This is a genomic window from Arthrobacter gengyunqii, assembly GCF_023022985.1.
Lineage (GTDB): Bacteria > Actinomycetota > Actinomycetes > Actinomycetales > Micrococcaceae > Arthrobacter_B > Arthrobacter_B gengyunqii.
Genome location: NZ_CP095461.1, coordinates 2,384,330 through 2,407,817, shown reverse-complemented (window position 1 = coordinate 2,407,817; position 23,488 = coordinate 2,384,330). Strand labels below are relative to the sequence as shown.

Below are 23,488 nucleotides of genomic sequence, written 5' to 3'. Positions count from 1 at the left end.
GCGGTGATGCGAGGACAGTAAAGGGGTGACATCATCAGGCAGCGATCCGATTCCCGAGACCCCGGCCTGGCCCGGCGAGTTCAGCCGTGCCCTGCGCCGGTTCAGCCGCTACTTGACCAGCGAACGCGGCCGTTCCGAGCACACGGTCCGGGCATACGAGAGTGACGTTGCCCAGCTGCTGAACTATGCACTCGCCGTAGGCGTGCGGACCTTGGACGGAATCGATCTTGGGGTTCTGCGCGGTTGGCTCGGTGAGCTCAGCGCCGCCGGCCTGGCCCGGTCAACACTGGCACGGCGGGCCGCCACAGCCCGCAGCTTTACCGGATGGGCGCTGCGTGAGGAACTCATCAGCACTGACCCGGCAATCCGCCTCCGTGCACCGAAACGGGAAGGAACTCTGCCTGCTGTGCTGCGGGCAGGACAGATCGGGGAACTCTTCGAAGCGCTCGCAGCAGCCACTGGTGACGGGGAACCGGTGGCAATCAGGGACCTGGCACTCGTGGAGCTTCTTTATGCCACCGGCATCCGGGTGGGGGAGCTCACCGGTCTGGACATCGATGACCTGAACCCGGAACGGCGCACGCTGACGGTAATCGGCAAGGGAAACAAGGAACGGACCGTTCCCTACGGGCAACCCGCGGCGGCGGCCGTTGATGATTGGCTGCGCCGCGGCCGTCCGGCCCTGGCAACTGCCGAAAGCGGCTCCGCCCTGTTCCTGGGCCGGCGCGGCCGAAGGGTGGACCAGCGTCAGATCCGCGCAGTGGTCTCCCGGCTCTTCGCCGCGTTGGGGGACACCGGTGCCACCGGCCCGCACGCGCTGCGGCACACTGCGGCAACCCACCTGCTCGACGGCGGGGCAGACTTGAGAGCGGTGCAGGAGATCCTGGGACACTCATCGCTGGCCACGACGCAGCTGTATACCCACGTGTCCGTGGACCGGCTGAAGGCCAGTTACCAGCAGGCCCATCCCAGGGCCTGACACCTGCTTCATGGGGAGGCGAAATGAGTGCAATTATCGGCCTTCACCATTTATTGGCGCATTCGGCTAAGTTGCGGCACAATAAGGCTAAGTCCGCACCGGACGAAAGTCTCAGAGAAATCGGAAGGTACCAGCAGGGAAAACCAGGAGCAGTTCGTACTGGAGCCGGAAAAGCAACACGAGGATTCCGCACAAGTTGAAGGTCGTTGGGGAAGACGTACCTACAGCTATGGAGGATGGAATGTCTGTTGTGATGGCCCACGGCGTGTTATTCATACACTCCGCCCCGTCTGCGTTGTGCCCGCATATTGAGTGGGCCATTGGATCCGTCGTGGAAAAGCGAACGGATCTACAGTGGACCCCTCAGCCGGCTGCTCCCGGAATGCTGCGGACCGAACTGGAATGGACCGGTCCGCAGGGCACTGGATCGCTTCTGGCCTCTGCGCTGCGCGGATGGGCCCACCTGAGGTACGAAGTCACTGAGGACCAGAGTCCCGGAGCTGACGGCAGCCGCTGGTGCCACACCCCTGAGCTGGGCATTTTCCATGCAGCCACTGATGTGCACGGCAACATCATGGTCTCCGAGGACCGGATCCGTTACGCCTATGAAAGCGGCGCCGGCGACCCCTCCGCCGTCTATCACGAGTTGTCCCTCGCCCTGGGCGAGGCCTGGGATGATGAACTGGAACCCTTCCGGCACGCCGCAGACGGGGCCAACGTCCGCTGGCTGCATCAAGTCGGCTAACTTCGAATTCCGCGGTGACGCCTCCAAACCGCTGGACACTAAAAAGCTGCGGCGGATTCCCGCAAGGAATCCGCCGCAGCTTTTTAACTGTTGGAGCTCAGCTGCGAGCCCGGCTTTGGCAGCCGGGCAGGTTTCTAGTAGCTGCGAAGGGCAATAACGGCATTGTGCCCGCCGAACCCGAAGGAATTGCTCAGGACCACAATGTCGCCGCCGGGCAGGGTTCGGGCCGAGGTGACGACGTCGAGCGGGATCTCCGGATCCTGATTGTCCAGGTTAATGGTGGCCGGGGCCTGGCGGTCGAACACCGACATGGCCGTCATGACGGCTTCCACCGCACCTGACGCTCCAAGCAGGTGACCCGTCTGTGACTTAGTCGCCGACACGGCGACGTTATCCACGTGGGATCCCAGTGCGGCTTTCAGCGCCGTGTACTCGGGCTTGTCACCCACGGGGGTGGAGGTGGCGTGCGCGTTGACGTGCACCACGTCCTCGGCCTGGGCACGGGCGTCGTAGAGCGCGGCTTTCAGGGCACGCGTCGCGCCCAGACCCTCGGGATCAGGAGCCGTGATGTGGTAGGCATCAGCGGTGACTGCCGTGCCTGCGAGCTCGGCATAGATCCGGGCGCCGCGGGCGAGGGCGTGCTCTTCGGACTCAAGCACGAGCGCGCCGGCGCCTTCACCCATGACAAAGCCGTCACGGTCCTTGTCATAGGGACGGGACGCGCGTTCCGGATCATCATTGCGCTTGGACAGGGCCTGCATCGAAGCGAACGCGGCCATCGGCATCGGATGGATGGCAGCTTCGGCACCGCCGCAAACGACGACGTCGGCCTTGCCGGAGCGGATCAGCTCCAGCCCCTGGTGCAGGGCTTCAGTGCCGGACGCGCAGGCAGAAACGGGGGTGTGGGCGCCGGCGCGGGCACCCAAATCCAGGCTGACGGCGGCAGCGGGGCCGTTGGGCATCAGCATGGGAACGGTCATGGGCAGGACGCGGCGGGGACCCTTTTCGCGCAGGGTGTCCCAGGCGTCGAGCAGGGTCCACACGCCGCCGATTCCGGTGGCAAAGGACACGGCAAGGCGGTCATGGTCGACATCCTCGATGCCGGAGTCGGCCCAGGCTTCCCGGGCGGACACCACGGCAAACTGGGTGGAGGGGTCCATGCGCTTGGCTTCAACGCGGGAGAGGACGTCGGTGGCCGGCGTGGTGACGCGTGCGGCGAACGTGACGGGAAGGCTGTACTTTTCCACCCACTCGTCCTCGAGGGTGCGGGCGCCGGCGACACCCTTGAGCGCGTTCTTCCACATGGTGGGAACATCGCCGCCGATGGGCGTGGTGGCACCCAAACCGGTGATGACTACTTTGCGGGCCATGATTCACTCTCTCGAAGACGTTGGTGGTGCGGGAACTGCAAACTGCGCTGACGCGGCGGCCGCCGCCAATGAAGGCAGCGGCCGCCGGCGGATTACGCCTGGGCTTTGGAGATGAAGTCCACGGCGTCGCCGACGGTCTTCAGGTTCTTGACCTCTTCGTCCGGGATGCGCACGCCGAACTTCTCTTCGGCGTTGACGACGATCGTCATCATCGAGATGGAGTCGATGTCCAGGTCATCGGTGAAGGACTTGTCCAGCTCGACGGACTCGGGGGCCAGACCGGTTTCCTCGTTGACGATCTCGGCGAGGCCGGCCAGGATTTCTTCGTTGCTAGCCATGTTGGCTCCTTTTTCTCGTGATGCCGGCAGAACCGGCGTGGGTGGTCCAACCGCGGGGCGGTGTGGTGAAAGGGGGCGGACGGGTTACGGAAGAACGATAACCTGTGCGCCGAAGACCAGGCCTGCTCCGAAGCCGATCTGGAGGGAGAGCTTGCCGCTGAGCTCGGGGTTTTCCTGCAGCAGGCGGTGCGTCGCCAGCGGGATCGAGGCAGCGGACGTGTTGCCGGCGTCGGCAATGTCGCGCGCAATGATCACGGACTCGGGCAGTTTCAGCTGCTTGGCCATTTCATCGATGATGCGCATGTTGGCCTGGTGGGGGACAAAGGCGCCAAGATCTTCGGCCGTGACACCGGCCGCATCCAGCGCACGCTGGGCAACCTTGGCCATCTCCCAGACAGCCCAGCGGAAGACGCTCTGGCCGTCCTGGCGCAGGGTGGGCCACAGCTTGGTGTCGCGTTCCGCCACCTCGGACACGCCTACGGCGGTTCCTTCGGCTTCGGCGGCCAGCGACAGTTCGCGGATGTCCAGCATGGAATGCGTCATGCCGATGGTGCTGGATTTGCTGCCGTCCGAGCCCCACACGGAGGGGCCGATGCCCGCTGCGTCTGCGGGACCGACGACGACGGCGCCGGCACCGTCGCCGAGCAGGAAGGAAATGGTGCGCTCGGTGTTGTCGATGAAGTCCGAGAGCTTTTCCACGCCGATGACCAGCACGTACTCGGCTGCGCCGGAGCGCACCAGGGCGTCGGCCTGGGCAACGCCGTAGCAGTAGCCGGCGCACGCTGCGGACACGTCGTAGGCCGGGGCGGGGGCAGCGCCGAGCAGGTGGGCGATCTCAGCGGCCGCTGACGGCGTGGCGAAGGGGTGCGTCACGGTGGAGACGATGACGGCTCCAAGCTGCGAACCCTCGATTCCGGCGCTCTTGAGGGCGTCGCGGCCGGCGGCTTCCGCCATGTCCACCACCGACGTTCCCTTGTCGGCGCGGTGGCGGGTGATGATGCCCGTGCGCTGGCGGATCCACTCATCCGAGGAGTCGATCCACTGGCAGACGTCCTCGTTGCTCACGATGACATCGGGGCGGAACGCACCAATGCCGTGAATCCGGCTGAACTGGTGGACGGGGGACTGCTTCAGGGTGGGCGTGCTCACGCGTTACCTTCTCCGGTGGTGGTTGCTGCTGCTACTGCGGCGGCCGTGCCGGAATGTTCAGTAATGAACTCCCGGGCGGCGTCGAGATCTTCGGGGGATTTCAGGGCCAGGGTGGGCAAACCCTTGAGCCCGCGGCGGGCCAGTCCGGTAAGCGTTCCTGCCGGCGGCAGTTCCAGCATGCCGGTGACGCCCATGGCTGCCATGGACTCCATGCACAGGTCCCAGCGGACCGGGCGGGAGACCTGGCTGATGAGGCTGTCCAGGTTGGCTTCGCCGGAGACTACGGCAGCGCCGTCGTAGTTGGAGAGCAGCGTGGGACGGGGGGCTGCGGGGCGCAGCTGCGGGCGGAGGTTCTCCAGCACGCTGACGGCCGGTGCCATGTGGGAAGTGTGGAAGGCGCCGGCAACCTTCAGCGGGATGACGCGGGCCTTGGCAGGCGGTGCTGCTGCGAAAGCTGCGAGCTGTTCCAAGGTTCCCGCTGCAACCGTTTGTCCGCCGCCGTTGGCGTTGGCTGCGGTGAGGCCGGCAGCTGCCAGGGCGGCGGCGACCTCATCGGGGTCTCCGCCGAGGACGGCGCTCATGCCGGTGGGGGTTTCCGCGGCGGCCCGGGCCATGGCGTTGGCGCGTTCCCGGACGAAGATCAGGGCATCGGCTTCGGTCAGCGCTCCGGCGAGGGCCGACGCGGTGATTTCACCGACGGAGTGCCCGGCGACAACCGTGGAAGCGGTCATGGCCTGCGGTTCCACCAGCAACCGTGCTGCCATCAGTCCGGCGGCGACGATCAGCGGCTGGGCCACTGCGGTGTCCTTGATGGTTTCTTCATCAGAGACGGTGCCGTGGGCGATCAGATCGAGGCCGGCGATGGCGCTGAGGGATTCGAGGTGTTCCCGGACTCCGGGCAGTTCCAGCCACGGAGAAAGGAAACCTGGCGTTTGGGACCCCTGGCCGGGGCAGACAATTGCGAGCACGTATCAAGCTTTCCAAAGAGACGGTGAGATCCCGGGTGTTTGGGTAGACCAAGCTCCCGGTGCGGCGTTGTAGGAAGTCTACAAGGCGAGTGTGCGGATGCAACCGCCTCAGGAGCGGCTGGCGGGGCGCTCCGGCACGGCTTTGCCCGGCGGTGCGAGGCGCCCCACCACCAGGGCCGTCTGCAGCACGAAGGCTTCGCGCGGCAGCATCGGATCCCATCCGGTGACGTCGCAGACCCGGCGCAGCCGGTAGCGGACCGTGTTGGCGTGGACAAAGAGTTCACGCGCCGTCGCCTCCAGGGAATGCCCCAGCGACAGGTAGGCGGAGAGGGTCTCGGCCAGCCCGTTGGAGGCGCCGAGCAGCGGCCGGTAAATGCTCCGGACCAGGGCCTTGCGGGCACTGTCGTCGCCGGACATCACCCGTTCGGGCCACAGGTCGTCAGCCGCCACCGGGCGGGGTGCCGCAGGCCAGGCACGCGCGGCGGTGAGCCCCGCAAAGGCCGCCTGCGCCGACGGCCCGGCATCGACCAGGGAATCAGCGGGAGGTCCGTAAACCACGGGTCCGGGGCCGAAGAGTTCTGCGAGGCGTGCGTAGGCGCCGGAGTTCTCATCCAGGCCGCCGAGCACCAGGATGAGCCGTTCACCCTGGATTCCCACCAGAGCGTCTTCGCTGAGCCGGGCAGTGGCGCGGCGCAGCTCATTGACGAAGGAGGCATTGGTGTCCGACGGCGAACTGCCCACCATTACGGTAATCCGCGCGGTGGAGGTCCAGCCCACAGCGGCTATGCGGGAGCGCAGGGCATCGGAACTTTCACCGCGCAGGATGGCATCCACCACGAGCGCCTCGAGCCGCGTGTCCCAGGCGCCGCGGGTTTCCGCCGCGCGCGCATAGACGTCTGCTGCGGCAAAGGCCACTTCCCGTGAATAGCGCAGGACGGCTTCACGCAGCGGGCCTTGGACGTCGTCGTCGGCCAGTTCCGGCACCCGGTCCTCCACCACTTGAACCACCACCCGGATCAGCTGCAGGGCTTTTTGCAGGCTGATGGAACGGGTGAGTTCGGTGGGGGCGGTGCCGAAGACGTCGCTGAGGACCCAGGCCGGGGAGGCCGGGCGCTCGTACCAGTTCACGAAGGAGGCGATGCCCTTCTGGGCCACCATGCCCAGGGCGGAGCGTTCGTCCGGCCGCAGCCCCCGGTACCAGGGCAGGGATAGATCGAGCTGTTTCAGGGTGGCAGTGGAGAGCTTTCCGATATTTGCTTTGAGGCGTTCCACTGTGGGGGGATCCGCCGGTTCGGCGCGCATCCCATGTCGAGGCGCGGCTGTGCTGCGAGTCACTGGCATAAAGCTGAGCTTACGGGGTTCACTGAACAAGCACCATTTTGTGCGAAGGCTACAACTCGGGGTATGGATGAGGCCGGAAGATCACCCCGCAGATCCGAGTTTTCGGAACCGGGCTGTACGCTGCTCAAGCCGCGCTGCGGACGGTACTGTCCGCAGCGACGCGAGCTCGTATTCCACCGCCTCGCCCATCCGCCGGCAAAAGGGGGGCGCTTCCGCAGCGGCGTCGGGCTCCTCAGGGACAACGTGATCCACAATGCCGTGGGCAGCCAGGGCAGAGACGGTGACGCCCTGCTCCTGGGCCATTTGGGCTCCGTGGTCGGTGTCCCGGTAGACAATGGCACTGGCACCCTCCGGCGGAAGGGATGACAACCAGGCATGCTGGGCGGCCACCGTCCGGTCTGCTGGCAGCAGGGCGAGGGCTCCGCCGCCGGCTCCCTGGCCCAGCAGCACGGAAACGGTGGGACAGGCCAAGCCGACCAGATCGTTCAGGCAGCGGGCAATCTCCCCGGCGAGTCCGCCTTCCTCGGCTTCCTTGGACAGGGCGGCTCCGGCAGTGTCGATAACTGTGAGCAGGGGGAGGTTCAGCTCTTCGGCCAGACGCATGCCCCGGCGGGCCTCCCGCAGCGAAGCCGGTCCCAGCGCTGGCTGTTCCTCACCGCGCTGGCGGTCCTGCCCCAGAACGACACAGGAGGTCTGCCCGAACCGGGCCAGTGCCAGCAGCAGTCCGGGATCTTTCTCACCCTGGCCGGTTCCGTTCAACGGCAGGACGTCGTCGGCGGCGAAGTGCAGCAGCTGGCGCACGCCGGGCCGCTGGCGGTTGCGGGAAATGGTGATGGATTCCCAGGCCGGCACCACTGCAGGGGAAGCGGTGAGGGATGCCGGCTCGGGCACCGGGTCCGCGGGCCCCGGAAGCAGCATGGACAAGGCGCGGTGGATGGTGCCGGCGAGTTCCTCCGGTGGCAGCACGGCGTCCACCAGCCCGCGGGCCTGCAGATTCTCCGCGGTTTGCACTCCTTCGGGAAACGGTTCGCCATACAGGGATTCGTACACGCGGGGGCCGAGGAAGCCCAGGAGCGCGCCCGGCTCGGCGACGGTTATGTGGCCCAGCGAACCCCAGGACGCCATGACGCCTCCGGTGGTGGGATGACGCAGGTACACCAGATAGGGGAGACCTGCCTCCTTGTGCCGTCGGACCGCGGCGGTGATCTTCACCATGGAGAGGAAGGCCAGGGTGCCCTCCTGCATCCGGGTTCCGCCGGAAGCCGGTCCGGCCAGCAGGGGCAGGCCTTCACGGGTGGCACGTTCCACGGCGTCGGTCAGGCGGTCTGCCGCAGCCACGCCGATGGAGCCGCCGAGGAAACCAAACTCACACACAACCAGCGCGACACGGCGTCCATGCACCAGTCCTTCGCCGGTCAGGACGGACTCGTCTTCCCCGGTCTTCTTCCGGGCGGCCCCGAGGTCCGCTTCGTAGGCCCCGCTGTGCTGGGTGTAGGTAACCGGGGAGTCCCAAGACAGGTAGCTCCCGCGATCCACCACCAGGTCCAACAGGGCGCGGGCATTGAGCCGCCGAGGCTGTGTCTGGACGCTCATTGGCTTGGGCTTTCGGTTCCTGCCTGCCCGGTAGCGTCAGCCAGCCAATTCCGGATCTCGCTCCCGTGCTGGTTCAGCAGCGGCGGCGCTGCGTGGCTTCGGTTGGTGGTCTCGGTGCCTTCCTCCGCGTCAAAGAAACGCAGCGGCGGTCCTGGGAGGGCCACTTTTCCCAGGACGGGATGTTCGACGTCGACCACCAGACCCTGCGAATGCACCTGCTCCCATTCGTAGACCTCATCGAGCGTCCTTACCTTGCCGGCGGGAATGCCCGCGGCACGCAGCTTCTCCAACAGGGGCTCGGGGTCGAAGTCTGCGAACGCTTCTTCGACGGCGGCGATGACAGCCTGGCGGTTGCGTACCCGCTGGGCATTGCCGGCAAACTCCGGGCGGGAGGTGTCGATGCCGAAGGTGGCCGCGAACGTCTCCCAGAGCTTTTCGCTGCCCACACTGATTTGGACCCTGCCGCCCCGGCAGGAAAAGAGTCCGTAGGGGGCGATCGAGGGGTGGTGGTTTCCCTGAGCCGCCGGAACCTCTCCGGCCACGGTGTGCCGGGTGCCCTGAAAGGCATGAACGCCGACGACGGCGGCCAGCAGCGATGTGCGGACCACTTGTCCCTTGCCGGTGCGCTCGCGTTCCAGCAGTGCCGCCAGCAGGCCGAAGGCCCCGTACATTCCGGAGAGCAGATCGGCAATGGGCACCCCCACGCGCTGGGGGTCCTCGGGGCCGGAACCTGTCAGGGACATCAGGCCGGCCTCGCCCTGGACAATCTGGTCGTAGCCGCTGCGGGTGGCCTCGGGGCCGTCGTGCCCGAAACCGCTGATGGACAGGATCACCAGCCGGGGATTGAGTTCGTGCAGCTGCGCCGGCGAGAAGCCGAGCCTGTCCAGCACTCCGGGGCGGAAATTCTCCACCAGGACGTCTGCCTGCCGGACCAAATCCCGCAGCACGCCCACGCCGTCGTCGGACTTGAGATCCAGGCTGATCGATTCCTTGTTGCGGTTGCAGGAAAGGAAATAGGTGGCCTGCAGGTCATCTTCCGGACCCACGAACGGCGGCCCCCAGCTGCGGGTGTCATCACCGGTGCCCGGGGTCTCGACTTTAATGACGCGGGCGCCGAGATCCGCAAGCATCATTCCGGCGTGGGGGCCGGCAAGGGCGCGGCTCAAATCAACTACCAGGTAGCCGTCAAGCGGTCCGCGGGAGGTGGGAAGGGCGGTCATGAGGAGTTCCTTTTGTGTTGGGAATGCGGGCGGTGCGCCGGTGCAGGTGGCGGGTGCAGGTGGTGAGCGGGTCCTAGAGCCAGCCGGGAACCACCATCACCAGCCAGGCCACCAGTGGTCCAGCGACGACGATAATGCCGCTGTAGGAGAGGATCTGTTTGTAGAAGCGGTCCTTATCCAGGTTTTCGGGGGCGTTGGCCAGGACCAGGGCACCGTTCGTGGAGAACGGCGAAACGTCCACGATGGTGGAGGAAACGGCCAAAGCGCAGATGAGGCCGACGGCGCCGATCTCACCGGAGGCCAGGAACGGCACGGCCAGCGGGATCAGTGCGGCAAGGATCGCGGTGGAGGAGGCAAAGGCCGAAACGACGGCGCCGATGTAGCAGATCAGGAGTGCTGCCAGCATGGGCATGCCCAGCCCCACCACGCCGTCGGACACGTATTCCACCGTGCCGGCTTCCTGGAGGACGCCCACGAAGGTGAGCATCCCGCAGATCAGCAGCACTGTGGTCCAGCTGATCTTGTTGACGGCACCCTTCTGCGCCTGCGGGGAGACGAGGGCGAGGATTACGGCAATGGTGATGGAGACGAAGCCGACGTCCACCTTGAAGCCGAGGGCAATGACGGCCAGGGCAATCAGGCCGGCGATGGTGGCGAGCTGGGGGAACAAGTCACTGCGTGTCTTTGTGGCGCTCAGACCGTCGCCGGCGGGGTCACGGGGTCCGTAGATGTCAGAGCCGGTTCCCTTGAACGGAACGTCTGCGCGTCCTGCCACGCTCAAGTTCATGCGGGCTTCAGCGACCTGCTCAACGAAAGCTCCGGTGGTGGTGCGGCGCAGTTTGGTGCCGCCGAGGACGAAGAACAGGATGAGGGCAATGAAGGTGTTGAAGAGGAGGCTGGCCATGAACACCGCAAACGGGCTCGATTCCAGGTCCGTCTTCGCGATGATTCCATTGACGGTGACACCGTAAACGGCAATGGGGGAGAAGCCTCCCGCCTGGGCACCGTGAATCACCATCATGCCCATCATGAGCGGGTTGATCTTGTTCTTGGCGGCGAAGCCGAGCGCAATCGGGGCCACGATGGCAACGGCTGCGGGAGACAGTGCACCGACAGCGGTGATGACGGCAGTGATGGCAAACATGATCCACGGGATCAGCGCCACACGGTTGCCGACGAGCTTCACGGCGCCCCGGACCAGAAGGTCAATGGTTCCGTTGTTTTGGGCTATCGCGAACAGGTAGGTCACGCCAACGATGGTGAGGAACAGCGCGCCGGGAAAGTTAGCGAGGATTTCCTCGGTGGTCATGCCGAGGAAGACGAATCCCAGGAGAAATGCTCCCACGAAGGCCAACGCCCCCATGTTGAGCGGGAGGACCGTGGCCAGAATGAACATGGCCACCAATATCAGGATGGAGAGGAGCGGAGCGGACATCATTGTTCCCTTGCTCGAAGGCGGCGCCGGCATTCCCCCCGGGCTGCCAGCCGCAGTTCTATAAGTGATGCAGGCCACATCACTGGACTAGCCTCTTAGACTCTCGGTCTCTTTGTCAATGCTGGCTATACTTCGTTCCAGCCGTGGGGATGCCCGGTGGACGTAGAAAGAGGATGCCATGCCCGGCAATGGTGACGGCAACGGTTTTGTCCGTGTCTCAAGACCCCGATTGTATGAGCGGCTGGTGGAACAGCTTCTGGGTTATATCGCCTCAGCCGGTCTGGGGCCGGGAGACCTGTTGCCGGCAGAGCGGGATCTGGCTGAGCGGATGGGAGTTTCCCGGGCCACGCTGGCGCAGTCGCTGGTCGCCCTTGAAGTCCTCGGGGTGATCGATGTGCAGCACGGAACCGGGGCGGTGCTGGTGTATCGGCCAAGTGTCGCGTCGGTGCTGCGTGAACTGCGCGAGCACCGCGACCGGATGCCGGAAATCGTTGAAGCCCGCAGCACCTTGGAGGTGAAGCTTGCCGAACTCGCAGCCGAGCGTCGCACCGCAGCGGATCTGGCCGCCATCGACAAGGCTTTGGACACCATGGCTGCGGAGATAGCTGCCGGAAGCCGTGGAACCGCTGGGGACGAGCAATTCCACCAAGCGGTGGCTGCGGCTGCCCATTCATCCATCCTGGCGTCCATGATGACGTTCATTTCAGAGTTGGTCCGCGAGACCCGGCTGGCATCGCTGGGCCAGCCGGGGCGGCCGCAGCGGTCCTTGGAGTCGCACCGAGCCATTGCCAACGCGATCAGGTCGTCTGACCCCGGTGCAGCGGCGAAGGCAATGCAGGCGCACATTGACCTTGTGGCCGAAACCGATATGTGAGGACGCCAGGCCGTGAACGTACCAGTGATCCGGGCAGGATTTGAGAGTTTTCTGCTTCAGGTAGTCGGCTAAATAAGACGGCCCCAAGAGGGCAAAAAGAAAAGAACCGCCGCAGTGCGACGGTTCTTTTCTTTTTGCCCTTGACCAGAGGACTCCAATCAAGGGCTCCCGATCAGTCGGGCCTCAACGCTAGGCGTCGCCGCCGGCGTTGCCGGAGGTTCCTGCGTTCACATTGAGCAGGTCATACTTCTTGATCGCTTCGGCCGGAGCCCCGGCATCCACCTCGCCGCGGCGGGCGAGCATTTCCAGGGTGCGTACGACCATGGAGTGCGAATCGATCTTGAAGTACCGGCGAGCCGCAGCGCGGGTGTCGGCGAACCCGAAGTCATCCGCACCGAGGGTCGCGAACTCGTTCGGCACAAACTGCCGGATCTGGTCCGGAACAGCCTTCATATAGTCAGTCGAGGCAACGATCGGACCTGTCGCACCGGCGAGCTGCTGGGTTACGAACGGCACGCGGGGTTCGGCGTCGGGGTTCAGGAACGCTTCTTCCTCGGCGGCCAGACCGTCGCGGCGCAGTTCGTTCCATGACGTCACGGACCACACATCGGCGGATACGCCCCAGTCTTCAGCAAGGATCTTCTGTGCTTCCAGTGCCCACGGCACGGCAACGCCGGACGCGAGAAGCTGGGCACGGGGACCGTCGATCTTTGCCGGAGCAAGAAGGTAGATGCCCTTGATGATGCCTTCGACGTCGAGCTCTTCCGGAGCCTTGGGCTGATGGATCGGCTCGTTGTAGACCATGAGGTTGTAAATGACGTTCGGATCCTTGGAATCCGGACCGTACATCTGCTCGAGGCCGTGGCGGACAATGTGCCCGATCTCGTACCCGTAGGCCGGGTCGTAGGTCTTCACCGCAGGGTTGGTGGAGGCCAGGATCGGCGAGTGTCCGTCAGCGTGCTGAAGGCCTTCACCAGTCAGGGTGGTGCGGCCGGCGGTCGCGGAAATCATGAAGCCGCGGGCCATCTGGTCGGTGGCCGCCCAAATGTAGTCTCCCGTGCGCTGGAAGCCGAACATCGAGTAGAACACGTAGACCGGAATCAGCGGCTCGCCGTGGGTCGCGTAAGACGTTCCAGCCGCAGTGAAAGCGGCAATGGATCCGGCCTCGTTGATGCCCACGTGCACGATCTGGCCCTGCGGGGATTCCTTGTAGGCCAGGACCAGGTCCCGGTCCACGGACAGGTAGTTCTGACCCTTGGGGTTGTAGATCTTCGCCGTCGGGAAGAACGAGTCCATGCCGAAGGTGCGGGCTTCATCCGGAATGATCGGCACAATCCGCTTGCCGAACTCCTTGTCCCGCATCAGGTCCTTGAGCAGGCGGACGAATGCCATGGTGGTGGCAGCCATCTGCTTGCCGGAGCCGCGGTTGGCAACTTCGTAGGCCTTCTCGTCGGGCAGGTGCAGCGGTTTGTGCTTCACCCGGCGTTCGGGAACGTTGCCGCCCAGTTCGCGGCGGCGCTCCAGCAGGTACTTGATCTCCGGAGCGTCAGGACCCGGGTTGAAGTACGGCGGCTTGTACGGATCGGCTTCGAGCTGCTCGTCGCTGATCGGGATGCGCAGGTGATCGCGGAAGGCCTTCAGGTCATCCAGGGTCAGCTTCTTCATCTGGTGGGTCGCATTGCGGCCCTCGAAGTGCGTGCCCAGACCGTAGCCCTTGACCGTGTGGGCCAGGATTACGGTCGGCTTGCCCTTGAACTCCATGGCGGCCTTGTACGCGGCGTAAACCTTGCGGTAATCGTGCCCGCCGCGCTTGAGCTGCCAGATTTCCTCGTCGGTGAGGTTCGCGACCAGTTCCTTGGTCGCTGGGCTCTTGCCGAAGAAGTGGTCGCGGACAAATCCGCCGTTTTCGGCCTTGTACGTCTGGTAGTCGCCGTCGGGGGTGGAGTTCATGATGTCCACCAGCTCCCCGTCTTTGTCCTTCTCCAGCAGCGAGTCCCACTCGCGGCCCCAGACAACCTTGATGACATTCCAGCCGGCGCCGCGGAAGAAGGCCTCAAGTTCCTGCATGATCTTGCCGTTGCCGCGGACCGGACCGTCCAGGCGCTGCAGGTTGCAGTTGACCACAAAGGTCAGGTTGTCGAGCTTGTCGTTGGCAGCCAGCTGGAGCAGGCCGCGCGATTCGGGCTCGTCCATTTCGCCGTCGCCCAGGAAAGCCCAGACATGCTGTTCGGAGGTGTCCTTAAGGCCGCGGTTCTGCAGGTAGCGGTTGGACTGCGCCTGGTAGATGGCGTTCATCGGGCCAATGCCCATGGAAACAGTGGGGAATTCCCAGAAATCCGGCATGGAACGCGGGTGCGGGTAGGAGGACAGGGCGTGGCCCTCACGGGACTTCTCCTGCCGGAAACCGTCCATGTCCTCTTCGGACAGCCGGCCTTCAAGGAACGCGCGGGCGTACATGCCGGGGGAGGCGTGACCCTGGAAGTAAATCTGGTCTCCGCCGCCCGGATGGTCCTTGCCGCGGAAGAAGTGGTTCATGCCCACTTCATACAGGGTCGCTGCTCCGGCATAGGTGGAAATGTGTCCGCCAACCCCGATGCCCGGGCGCTGGGCGCGGTGCACCATGATGGCGGCGTTCCAGCGCAGCCAGGCGCGGTAACGGCGTTCGGTTTCCTCGTCGCCCGGGAACTCCGGTTCCTGGTCGACGGGAATGGTGTTGACGTAGTCGGTGGTGGTTACCATCGGTACGCCAACGCTCTGGGAACCAGCACGCTGAAGCAGCGAACGCATGATGTACTGGGCGCGTTCGGTGCCCTGAGAACGGATCAGTTCGTCAAGCGATTCGATCCATTCTGCGGTTTCCTCGGGGTCACGGTCCGGAAGCTGGTTGGTTAACCCGCTCAGGATGTCCGTTGTGTCTTCTGCGGCCACGGCAAACCTCTCTCGGGTGCAGATTATGTCTGCACCAATTACGACTGTGGGGATCCGGTTCTTATCCGGACGATCACGGTGGCTATGCGGATGCTGGTTGCCTCCGGAGCCTCTTTTGTCCACTCTAGTCCCGGAAAGGACGTCTTGCGTAGTGCGTTCGCTCCGGGCTGCGGCGGCCGGGCCGAGCCCGCGCTCTTACACGCCCGCCCGTCCCACCTGCGGGTACGCGCGGATAACCCCTGCGGTCACGCCCCGGACCCTTGAACGTTGTGCCCAAAAGGTGTTGGCTTGTGTCCAAGACACCGCATCTCGTCCAAATATGTGATTCCCTTGTATTCATGCAGTCAACCAGGAGGAGTGAAGTGAGCGAGGCCGAAGCCGTCACGGAAAACAGCGTGGCGGGAAGATTGGGTTTCAAAGACCAAGACCTGATTCAGGAATTCGGCTACGACGAGGACGTCGATTTTGACCTCCGAGACGGACTCGAGGACTTGGTCGGGAGTGAGCTCCTCACAGAAGAGGACCACGAAGTCGTAGACGGAGTCATCCTCTGGTGGCGTGCCGACGACGGCGACCTCGTGGATGCGCTGGTGGATTCCATTACGACGCTCGACGACGGCGGCGTGGTCTGGGTCCTGACGCCGAAGTCCGGGCGCGACGGATACGTTCCTCCCGCGGATATCGAAGAAGCGGCACCCACTGCCGGCCTCCACGTCACCACATCGCCGGCGGTAAGCGAAGACTGGGCTGCCACCCGCCTGGTTGCCCGACGCAAGAAGTAGCGGCTTGGAGCTGAGACCGTCACCCGCAGTTGACGGGCGGTATCCGGCTCCGGACTTTGAGCTCCCCAACCAGTTTGGGGAGCCAACCCGGCTTTCCGGGCTAAAGGGTTCCCCCGTGCTTCTCGTGTTCTACCCCTTTGCCTTTTCAGGTGTCTGCTCCGGGGAACTTGACGAACTTGAGGCTGTCCGCGGGGAGTTTGACCGCGGCGGGATCCGCATCCTCGCGGTCTCCTGCGACTCCAAGTACTCCCTGCGCGCTTATGCGCAGACACGCGGATATTCGTTTGACCTGCTCGCGGACTTCTGGCCCCACGGCGAGGTGGCGCACGCCTACGGAGCGTTCGACGCCGAACACGGGCGCCCGTTGCGTGCCTCCTTCATCATCGACCAAGAGGGCACTGTCCGACGCGTGATCCGCTCCGACGCAGGAACGCCGCGCCCGCTGCAGGCTTACCGCGACGCATTCAAGGAGCTGGCTTCGTCATGACCAATACACCGGCTGCAGGCAAGGAAGGCCCCGGCTTCTCCCGCCCGGGGCTGGGGCTCACCGGATTTGTCCGCTCAGACCCGGCCCAGTCTGCTCCGCCGCCCACACCGGATGAGGAGCGGCAGCTGCGCAGCGCCGTGGAACTGCTGGCGGGGCGCCGCCTGGCCGTTCTCACCGGGGCGGGCCTGAGTACCGATTCCGGCATCCCCGATTACCGTGGGCCGGAGGCGCCGCCGCGCAACCCCATGACCTATCAGGAATTTGTGGGGGACCCGGTGCTGCGCCGCCGCTACTGGGCTCGAAACCATGTGGGCTGGCACCATCTGCGGCATGCGGCACCCAACGCCGGCCACGCCGCCGTCGCCCGCTTGGAACGCAGGGGCCTCACTACCGGCTTGATCACCCAGAACGTGGACCGGCTGCACACGGACGCCGGCAGCGCGCTGGCCGTAGACCTCCACGGACGCTTTGACCGCGTCGTGTGCCTGGAGTGCGGGACCAGATACACCCGCCAAACCATTTCCCGGTTGCTGGAGGATCTGAACCCCGGATTCCTGGAGCGCACCCGCATTGACGGTGACATAGCTCCCGACGCCGACGCCGACGTGGCCGACACCGACGACTTTGTCGTGGCGGACTGCCCCGTGTGCGGCGGGATGCTGAAACCGGACTTCGTCTACTTCGGCGAGAACGTACCACGGGACCGCGTGGCCGCAGCCTTTGCCATGCTCAATGCGGCCGACGCCCTTCTGGTTGCCGGATCGTCCCTGACCGTGATGAGCGGGCTCCGGTTCGTAAAACACGCGCACAAGACCGGCAAGCCCGTGGTGATCATCAATCGCGGACCCACCCGGGGGGATGACCTGGCGGATCTCAAAATCAATGCCGGCGTGGCCACCGCACTGGAGTATCTGGCGGCTGAACTGCCGGATTTATCCGGGGACGCTGACGGAAATAATCCGCGCCCCTGAAGACAACTCAGCGGACACATCGGGCTGATTAGGCAATATCCCCAAACGTCCGGTAGAGTAATTCCTCGTGATGCGGCGCTGATCAGGGAAACTTGAAAGGCATAACGGTCACAAAAGGGTCTTTAGCTCAGCTGGTAGAGCGCCACGTTTACACCGTGGATGTCATCGGTTCGATCCCGGTAGGACCCACAAAAGCAACAGGCAATGAACCCGTCGTCCGGAACCGGACGGCGGGTTTTGCTTTGCGTGAACCGTCTTTGCCCGTCCAACCCGCGCCGGTGCCGCCACACAGGCACCTTCGCCGGGAGGCACGCACCTCGCTGTCCAAACTCTCAGCTTTTGAACAGACTCCGTTGCTATTTCTGAAATGAAGGACAGGATGTGTGCAGACAGGAATGGGAGGTACAGGCATGCACGTGACGTTCAGGCGTACGGTGGCGGCCCTTGCGGCGCTGCTGCTTCCGCTCACCGCCGGCTGCAGCATGAATCCCTCGAACGGCGCTGCAGCCGGTGCAGGCCCGGAGGCCGTGCAGGAATCGCCCGGCACCGCCCCGCTCCCGGCAGAAGAAGCGGACATGCTTACCGACGCGCTGGATGCCTGGGCGGATGAGGTCAACGCCTCCACGGACCCGGAGGGCAACTCATCAGACACGGAGTTCTCCGCAGCGGTTTATGAAGCCAATTCCGGCCGCGCCTGGCACTACAACCCCGGCGGCAGCTATCTGGAAGCAAGCCTCGTCAAGGTTCCCATCCTGCTGACCCTGCTGCGTGAAGCCACGCAGGAGGAGCGGGACCTGACCCTGGAAGAGGAATACCAGGCGGTGATGATGATCGAGTACAGCGACAATGACGCCACGACGGCCCTGTACGAAGCCGTTGGGGGAGCGCCGGAACTGGCCCGGACCTACGGCATGCTCGGTGTCACGGAAACTGACGCCTCCGAGGTATGGGGTGCTAATGAGACCGGAGTCGAGGACCAGCTCAAGATTGCACGCGCGCTTCTCGAGGGAGTGGACTGGATCGACCCCGGCCTGCAGGAGTTCGCCGTGGAGCTCATGGAAAATGTGGAATCAGGCCAAAGCTGGGGAATCAGCGCCGGAGCCTCCGACCTAGGTGCCGAAATTGCCCTGAAGAATGGCTGGCTGCAGGACGACGCCTTGTCTTGGAACGTCGGCAGCATGGGTTTTGTCCGCACCGGCGGTGCAGAATACGCAGTGGTGGTCCTCACCTCCGGCAGCAGCACGATGGAAGACGGAGTGTCAGTGGTGGAGCGCGTGGCCCGCATCATCAACTCCTTCGAAACCACGGGAACGCCCGACTCCGCCGACACGGAAGCGCCTGTGTGGCGGGCCGACGGGTCGGAAGCATAGGCTGGAGGATAAAGACGGCGGGCGAGCGCCAATCGCCGTGCCCCATGGCTGGGGCACCCGAAGAATCGTGGAGAAAACTTGAGCGCACAAATTGGTGTCACCGGCCTGGCCGTCATGGGTGCAAACCTGGCGCGGAACCTCGCCCGGAACGGCTACACCGTAGCCCTTCACAACCGGTCGATTGGAAAAACCGACGCCCTGCTGTCCGCCCACGGCGACGAAGGCGACTTTATCCGCACGGAATCCCTGCAGGAGCTTGTCGATTCCCTGGAGAAGCCGCGCCGGGTCCTGATCATGGTCAAGGCCGGCGCACCCGTCGACTCCGTAATTAATCAGCTCGTGCCCCTGCTGGAACCCGGTGACATCGTGATTGATGCCGGCAACTCGCACTATGAAGACACCCGGCGCCGGGAGGCTGCCCTGGCCGAAAAGGACCTGCACTTCGTGGGCGTCGGCGTGTCCGGCGGCGAGGAGGGTGCCCTTCTGGGCCCGTCCATCATGCCCGGCGGCTCCCGCGAGTCCTACGACTCCCTCGGCCCGATGCTGGAAAAGATCGCTGCGAAGTACGACGGCGAACCCTGCTGCAGCTGGATCGGCACCGACGGCGCGGGTCACTTCGTGAAGATGGTGCACAACGGCATCGAGTACGCCGACATGCAGGTCATCGGAGAAGCCTACGACCTGCTGCGGTCCGCTGCGGGCATCGAACCGGCGGACCAGGCCAAGATTTTCACCGAGTGGAACACCGGCCAGCTCAGCTCGTTCCTGATCGAGATCACTGCCGAGGTCCTGGCGCACACTGACGCCAAGACGGGCAAGCCGTTTGTCGACGTCGTGGTGGATTCCGCCGGCCAGAAGGGCACCGGCCGCTGGACCGTGGTCTCCGGCCTCGACCTGGGGTCGCCCGTGTCCGCCATTGCGGAGTCCGTTTTTGCCCGCGCCCTGTCCTCCCAGCGGGGCCAGCGCGGGCAGGCACAGGAGATCCTTGCCGGCGGCGAAGCAACAGTGGAGCTGCCCGACACCTTCGTGGATGACGTCCGCCAGGCGCTGTATGCGTCCAAGCTCGTCAGCTACGCCCAGGGCATCGACATGCTCAACAGTGCCGCAAAGGAGTACGGCTGGGACCTGAAACTGGACCAGATCGCCTCCCTGTGGCGCGCCGGCTGCATCATCCGGGCCGAACTGCTCGATGACATCATGAAGGCCTACGCGGGCGACCAGGCCCCGGCCAACCTGCTGCTGGCTCCGGCCTTCGCAGAGGCCATTGCCGCCGCCCTGCCGGCCTGGCGCCGCGTGGTGTCCGTTGCGGTCCAGCTGGGCATCCCCGTGCCCGTCTTCAGCTCCTCGCTGGCCTACTACGACGGACTGCGCCGCAAGCGCCTGCCCGCCGCCCTGACCCAAGGGCTGCGCGACCTCTTCGGAGCACACACCTACAACCGGGTGGATGCTGAAGGAACCTTCCACACGCTGTGGGGCGGGGACCATTCCGAGGTAGAGGCAGTGGACACCCACTAGCAACTGCTGAACACAGCAAAAGGCCGCCGGCACCCACTGGGTGCCGGCGGCCTTTTGGTTACCGCAGGGCCTGCGTCAGATGTAAAACGTGCGTCAGATATAAATCGCGGGATCGATGTATTCCGCCGGATCCACGGCTGCCTGGGTCTCCTTGACCTGGCGGTGCCGCCAGCGGGCAGGAATGCCGGTGATGATGGAGTCAGCCGGCGCATCCTTGACCACCACGGCGTTGGCTCCCACAGCACTGTTCCTGCCAATGGTCACCGGACCCAGGATCTTCGCGCCTGCACCCACCGTCACGCCGTCGCAAAGCGTGGGATGGCGTTTGATCCGGGCCAGCGACCGTCCACCCAGGGTGACCCCGTGATAAAGCATGACGTCGTCGCCGATTTCCGCAGTCTCACCGATAACCACGCCCATGCCGTGGTCGATGAAAAAGCGGCGCCCGATCGTTGCCCCGGGGTGAATTTCGATCCCCGTGGCGAAGCGGGTCAGCTGCGAGAGCACGCGGGCCGGGAAGCGCAGTCCTGACCGCGCCCACATGCGATGAGTCAACCGGTGCATCCAAATGGCGTGCAGCCCGGAGTAGACCACGAGGTTCTCCATGGAACCGCGCGCGGCCGGGTCATGGGACGCAGCGGCGTCGAGGTCTTCACGCAGGCGTGCAAGGAAGCTCACAGATGACTTTCTGATCGTGCGGATCCCGGGGGAACCGTGGGCGGTGCGGGGATCAGCCCCGGATATCGTCGTAGAGCACGGTGGAGATGTAGCGCTCACCGAAGTCGCAAACGACGGCGACAATCAGCTTACCGGCGTTTTCCGGCCGCTTGGCCAGCTCCAGGGCCGCCCAAACGATGGCGCCGGAGGAAATGCCGCCCAGAATGCCTTCCTTGCTGCCAAGCGCGCGGGCCGTGGCGACGGAGTCCTCAATGGAGGCGTCGAAAACCTCGTCATAGATCGTGGTGTCCAGGATCTCGGGAACGAAGTTCGCGCCGATGCCCTGGATCTTGTGCGGACCCGGGGAGCCGCCGTTGAGGATGGCGGAATCCTTCGGCTCAACAGCCACGATCTGCACGCCGGGCTTGCGCTTCTTCAGGACCTGCCCGACGCCGGTGACGGTGCCGCCGGTGCCGACGCCGGCAACAAAGATGTCCACCTTGCCGTCGGTATCCTCCCAGATTTCCTCGGCGGTGGTGGCGCGGTGGATGGCCGTGTTTGCCTCATTGGCAAACTGCTGGGCCCAGATGGCGTTCTCGGTGGTGGCCACGATCTCCTTGGCCTTGTCCACGGCGCCGCGCATTCCTTCGGAACCGGGCGTCAGGACAATTTCGGCTCCGTACGCGCGGAGCATGACGCGGCGTTCGGTGGACATGGTTTCCGGCATGGTCAGGATGACCTTGTAGCCGCGGGCTGCGCCCACCATGGCCAGGGCGATGCCGGTATTGCCGGAGGTGCCTTCCACAATGGTGCCGCCGGGCTTGAGGGCTCCCGCCTTCTCGGCGGCGTCGACGATGGCCACGCCAATGCGGTCCTTCACGCTGTTGGCGGGGTTGTAGAACTCGAGCTTGACCGCAACCTCGGCGTCGAGGCCTTCGGTGAGGCGGTTCAGCCGCACCAGCGGGGTGCCGCCGACCAGCTGCGTGACGTCGTCGTAAATCCGTGCCATGGTTTATCCTCTATCCGTTAAATGTCTGTGAAGCAGTAGGGCGGCTGGGGATGGTGCCGCCGTCAAATCTTTGCAGCGGACCCATCCAGCTTATCCGGCAGCATGTGTGCAGGTCAGTTGTCAAGCCATTCAGCGTAATATTTCCGCGCCTTGGCGAGCTTGGGATTGATGATGACCTGGCAGTAGCCCTGTTCGGGGTGTTTGGCGTAGAAATCCTGATGCCAGTCCTCCGCAACGTGGAACCGCGGCAGCGGGGAGATTTCCGTCACGATCGGGTTGTCCCAGTGCGACTGCGCCCGGTCGCGTGCCTTCTCGAATTCCTCGCGCTCGGTCTCGTTGGTGTAGAACATCGAGGACCGGTACTGGGTGCCGACGTCGTACCCCTGCCGGTTCAGCGTGGTGGGGTCGTGGGAGATGAAGAACATGTCCAGGATCACTTCGCCCGGAATGATGTCCTCGTCAAAGGTTACGGCCACCACCTCCGCGTGCCCTGTGGTGCCGGAGCAGACGCTGTCATAGTCCGGATGGGCGGTGTGCCCTCCGGTGTAGCCGGAAACGACGTCGGTGACACCGCGGGTCTTCTGGTAAAGGGCGTCGAGGCACCAAAAGCAGCCTCCGCCAAGTACATAGGTCTTCATACCCTGTATCAATGCACGCGTGCCCGTATTGATTCCCGGTCTTTCCTTCCAATACCCGGAACGTCCGCGAAAGCCGGCCTGCTGCGGCGCGGCCGAATTGAGCGCGGGAAACCTAGCGGGTACAACTGAAACCATGGATACAGACAAGCCCGCCGACGGCGGCGAGCAGGCCGCACCGGGATCGGACCCGGAAACCCCGGCTGTGGCTGCGGCAGAAGCAGAGTTATCCGCACCGACCCTGGGCGATGTTCTCCTGGCCGCAGAGGAGCTGTGGCCCGAATCCCTCGCCGAGGGCTGGGACGCCGTGGGCCTGGTGGCCGGCCGTCCGTTCCGGACGGTCAAGCGGATTCTCTTCGCCGTGGACCCCACCTCCGAGGTGATAGACGAAGCCCTGGAATGGGGTGCTGACCTGCTGGTGACCCACCATCCGCTGTTCCTGAAGCCCGTGCACTCGGTGGCGGGCACCGGGTTCAAGGGTGATGTTGTGCACCGCCTGATCGAGGGCAGCTGCGCACTGCTGACGGTCCACACCAACGGCGACAGCGCCGTGGGCGGCGTCTCTGATGTGCTGGCTGACGCGTTTGGGCTCGAAGGGGTGGAACCGCTGGTCCCCGCCGACGACGGACTGCCCGAAGAGGGCATCGGACGGGTGGGGGAACTGCCCGAGGCCACCACCCTGGCGGACTTCGCCAAGCTGGTTTTCAGCATCCTGCCTGCCGTCGCGGGAGGGGTCCGTGTTGCCGGTGATCCGCACGGGCTGGTCCGGCGGGTCGCTGTCTGCGGCGGCGCCGGTGACAGTCTTTTTGACGCCGTCCGGCGTCATCAGGCTGACGTTTACGTCACAGCCGACCTGCGCCACCATCCCGCATCCGAAGCCCGTGAAGCTGCCGTTAACGGACGCCCCTACCTGATCGATGTGTCGCATTTTGGCAGCGAATGGCTGTGGTTGACTCCCGCAGCCAATGCTTTGGAGAATGTCCTGAACGATCAGGGCTTCAGTGCGGAGATTCGGATCAGCGGCACGAACACCGATCCGTGGGACTTTGTGCTGACACCCGGGCTGAGCTGACCTTTACCCTTTGGCATAGGCTAGGGGGAAGAACCGGGCCAGGTTGGCCC

At 64.8% G+C, this 23,488-nt stretch carries 21 protein-coding genes and 1 tRNA gene; 10 read left to right on the top strand and 12 right to left on the bottom strand.

The genetic code is table 11. The annotated features are described in order from the left end of the window. The first annotated feature begins 25 nt into the window (after positions 1-25). Together MUG94_RS11050 and MUG94_RS11045 are read left to right on the top strand one after the other, a co-directional pair. Positions 26-979 carry a tyrosine recombinase XerC gene (locus MUG94_RS11050; RefSeq protein ID WP_227908278.1) on the top strand — a complete coding sequence of 318 codons (954 nt, stop codon included), beginning with the start codon at positions 26-28 and terminating at the stop codon, positions 977-979. 241 nt (positions 980-1,220) lie between these two features. Beyond that, positions 1,221-1,724, top strand: coding sequence for a DUF3145 domain-containing protein (locus MUG94_RS11045; protein WP_227890217.1), 504 nt, complete (start codon positions 1,221-1,223; stop codon positions 1,722-1,724). Positions 1,725-1,858: 134 nt separating this feature from the next. Here the strand turns inward: MUG94_RS11045 and fabF are convergent, their stop codons facing one another. The 8 genes from fabF to MUG94_RS11005 all read right to left on the bottom strand — a co-directional run bounded on the left by fabF (position 1,859) and on the right by MUG94_RS11005 (position 11,138). Next, entirely contained in the window at positions 1,859-3,094 is a 1,236-nt protein-coding gene (gene fabF / locus MUG94_RS11040) for a beta-ketoacyl-ACP synthase II (RefSeq protein ID WP_227890216.1), read from the bottom strand. A gap of 92 nt (positions 3,095-3,186) precedes the next feature. Beyond that, entirely contained in the window at positions 3,187-3,432 is a 246-nt protein-coding gene (locus tag MUG94_RS11035; RefSeq protein WP_104053860.1) for an acyl carrier protein, read from the bottom strand. 84 nt (positions 3,433-3,516) lie between these two features. Further along, the gene (locus tag MUG94_RS11030) at positions 3,517-4,581 is read right to left on the bottom strand and encodes a beta-ketoacyl-ACP synthase III (RefSeq protein WP_227890215.1); all 1,065 of its coding nucleotides are present in this window, start codon (positions 4,579-4,581) and stop codon (positions 3,517-3,519) included. Then, positions 4,578-5,549: an ACP S-malonyltransferase gene (locus MUG94_RS11025; protein WP_227908279.1), complete on the bottom strand. Its 972-nt coding sequence runs from the start codon at positions 5,547-5,549 to the stop codon at positions 4,578-4,580. Before MUG94_RS11025 ends, MUG94_RS11030 begins: the two co-directional genes overlap by 4 nt. Before the next feature lie 108 nt (positions 5,550-5,657). Next, positions 5,658-6,890, bottom strand: coding sequence for a PucR family transcriptional regulator (locus MUG94_RS11020; protein ID WP_423724394.1), 1,233 nt, complete (start codon positions 6,888-6,890; stop codon positions 5,658-5,660). 81 nt (positions 6,891-6,971) lie between these two features. Beyond that, positions 6,972-8,483: an acetyl-CoA carboxylase carboxyltransferase subunit alpha/beta gene (locus MUG94_RS11015; RefSeq protein WP_227908280.1), complete on the bottom strand. Its 1,512-nt coding sequence runs from the start codon at positions 8,481-8,483 to the stop codon at positions 6,972-6,974. Further along, a complete protein-coding gene (locus MUG94_RS11010) occupies positions 8,480-9,703 on the bottom strand; it encodes a CaiB/BaiF CoA transferase family protein (RefSeq protein WP_227908281.1) in 1,224 nt (407 codons plus the stop codon). Before MUG94_RS11010 ends, MUG94_RS11015 begins: the two co-directional genes overlap by 4 nt. A gap of 73 nt (positions 9,704-9,776) precedes the next feature. After that, positions 9,777-11,138, bottom strand: coding sequence for an SLC13 family permease (locus MUG94_RS11005; RefSeq protein WP_227908282.1), 1,362 nt, complete (start codon positions 11,136-11,138; stop codon positions 9,777-9,779). Between the two features lie 178 nt (positions 11,139-11,316). Between MUG94_RS11005 and MUG94_RS11000 the strand changes: the two genes are divergently transcribed. Beyond that, positions 11,317-12,012 (top strand): FadR/GntR family transcriptional regulator, encoded by a 696-nt coding sequence (locus tag MUG94_RS11000; protein ID WP_227908283.1) that lies wholly within the window; start codon positions 11,317-11,319, stop codon positions 12,010-12,012. Positions 12,013-12,201: 189 nt separating this feature from the next. On the opposite strand, the gene aceE is transcribed toward MUG94_RS11000, so the two are convergent. Beyond that, positions 12,202-14,940 (bottom strand): pyruvate dehydrogenase (acetyl-transferring), homodimeric type, encoded by a 2,739-nt coding sequence (aceE, locus tag MUG94_RS10995; protein WP_227908284.1) that lies wholly within the window; start codon positions 14,938-14,940, stop codon positions 12,202-12,204. A 362-nt stretch (positions 14,941-15,302) separates the two neighbouring features. On the opposite strand from aceE, the gene MUG94_RS10990 reads away from it, so the two are divergent. From MUG94_RS10990 to gndA, 6 genes are all read left to right on the top strand, one after another. Beyond that, positions 15,303-15,722 carry a DUF3052 domain-containing protein gene (locus tag MUG94_RS10990; RefSeq protein WP_227890208.1) on the top strand — a complete coding sequence of 140 codons (420 nt, stop codon included), beginning with the start codon at positions 15,303-15,305 and terminating at the stop codon, positions 15,720-15,722. A gap of 4 nt (positions 15,723-15,726) precedes the next feature. After that, positions 15,727-16,209, top strand: coding sequence for a peroxiredoxin (locus MUG94_RS10985; protein ID WP_227908285.1), 483 nt, complete (start codon positions 15,727-15,729; stop codon positions 16,207-16,209). Next, on the top strand, positions 16,206-17,180 hold the full coding sequence (locus MUG94_RS10980) for an NAD-dependent protein deacetylase (RefSeq protein WP_227908286.1): 975 nt from the start codon (positions 16,206-16,208) through the stop codon (positions 17,178-17,180). The genes MUG94_RS10985 and MUG94_RS10980 overlap by 4 nt, the downstream gene beginning before the upstream one ends. A 116-nt stretch (positions 17,181-17,296) precedes the next feature. Further along, a tRNA-Val gene (locus MUG94_RS10975) sits at positions 17,297-17,369 on the top strand. 227 nt (positions 17,370-17,596) lie between these two features. Beyond that, positions 17,597-18,550: a serine hydrolase gene (locus MUG94_RS10970; protein WP_227908287.1), complete on the top strand. Its 954-nt coding sequence runs from the start codon at positions 17,597-17,599 to the stop codon at positions 18,548-18,550. A gap of 78 nt (positions 18,551-18,628) precedes the next feature. Then, positions 18,629-20,065, top strand: coding sequence for an NADP-dependent phosphogluconate dehydrogenase (gene gndA / locus MUG94_RS10965; protein ID WP_227908288.1), 1,437 nt, complete (start codon positions 18,629-18,631; stop codon positions 20,063-20,065). A gap of 93 nt (positions 20,066-20,158) precedes the next feature. Here gndA and epsC read toward each other — a convergent pair whose 3' ends face one another. From epsC to msrA, 3 genes are all read right to left on the bottom strand, one after another. Beyond that, positions 20,159-20,743, bottom strand: coding sequence for a serine O-acetyltransferase EpsC (gene epsC, locus MUG94_RS10960; protein WP_227908289.1), 585 nt, complete (start codon positions 20,741-20,743; stop codon positions 20,159-20,161). Between the two features lie 52 nt (positions 20,744-20,795). Further along, positions 20,796-21,731, bottom strand: a complete 936-nt coding sequence (cysK, locus tag MUG94_RS10955; protein ID WP_227890202.1) for a cysteine synthase A — start codon at positions 21,729-21,731, stop codon at positions 20,796-20,798. A 113-nt stretch (positions 21,732-21,844) separates the two neighbouring features. After that, positions 21,845-22,369, bottom strand: coding sequence for a peptide-methionine (S)-S-oxide reductase MsrA (msrA, locus tag MUG94_RS10950; RefSeq protein ID WP_227890201.1), 525 nt, complete (start codon positions 22,367-22,369; stop codon positions 21,845-21,847). A gap of 133 nt (positions 22,370-22,502) precedes the next feature. Between msrA and MUG94_RS10945 the strand changes: the two genes are divergently transcribed. Next, positions 22,503-23,438, top strand: coding sequence for a Nif3-like dinuclear metal center hexameric protein (locus tag MUG94_RS10945; protein WP_227908290.1), 936 nt, complete (start codon positions 22,503-22,505; stop codon positions 23,436-23,438). Positions 23,439-23,488: the final 50 nt, after the last annotated feature.

Excerpts from the sequence above, each read along its gene's own strand:
- MUG94_RS11045 (WP_227890217.1), top strand. The coding sequence starts at position 1,221 with ATGTCTGTTGTGATGGCCCACGGCGTGTTATTCATACACTCCGCCCCG.
- fabF (WP_227890216.1), bottom strand. The coding sequence starts at position 3,094 with ATGGCCCGCAAAGTAGTCATCACCGGTTTGGGTGCCACCACGCCCATC.
- MUG94_RS11035 (WP_104053860.1), bottom strand. The coding sequence starts at position 3,432 with ATGGCTAGCAACGAAGAAATCCTGGCCGGCCTCGCCGAGATCGTCAAC.
- MUG94_RS11020 (WP_423724394.1), bottom strand. The coding sequence starts at position 6,890 with ATGCCAGTGACTCGCAGCACAGCCGCGCCTCGACATGGGATGCGCGCC.
- MUG94_RS11015 (WP_227908280.1), bottom strand. The coding sequence starts at position 8,483 with ATGAGCGTCCAGACACAGCCTCGGCGGCTCAATGCCCGCGCCCTGTTG.
- MUG94_RS11010 (WP_227908281.1), bottom strand. The coding sequence starts at position 9,703 with ATGACCGCCCTTCCCACCTCCCGCGGACCGCTTGACGGCTACCTGGTA.
- MUG94_RS11005 (WP_227908282.1), bottom strand. The coding sequence starts at position 11,138 with ATGTCCGCTCCGCTCCTCTCCATCCTGATATTGGTGGCCATGTTCATT.
- MUG94_RS11000 (WP_227908283.1), top strand. The coding sequence starts at position 11,317 with ATGCCCGGCAATGGTGACGGCAACGGTTTTGTCCGTGTCTCAAGACCC.
- MUG94_RS10980 (WP_227908286.1), top strand. The coding sequence starts at position 16,206 with ATGACCAATACACCGGCTGCAGGCAAGGAAGGCCCCGGCTTCTCCCGC.
- cysK (WP_227890202.1), bottom strand. The coding sequence starts at position 21,731 with ATGGCACGGATTTACGACGACGTCACGCAGCTGGTCGGCGGCACCCCG.
- msrA (WP_227890201.1), bottom strand. The coding sequence starts at position 22,369 with ATGAAGACCTATGTACTTGGCGGAGGCTGCTTTTGGTGCCTCGACGCC.
- MUG94_RS10945 (WP_227908290.1), top strand. The coding sequence starts at position 22,503 with ATGGATACAGACAAGCCCGCCGACGGCGGCGAGCAGGCCGCACCGGGA.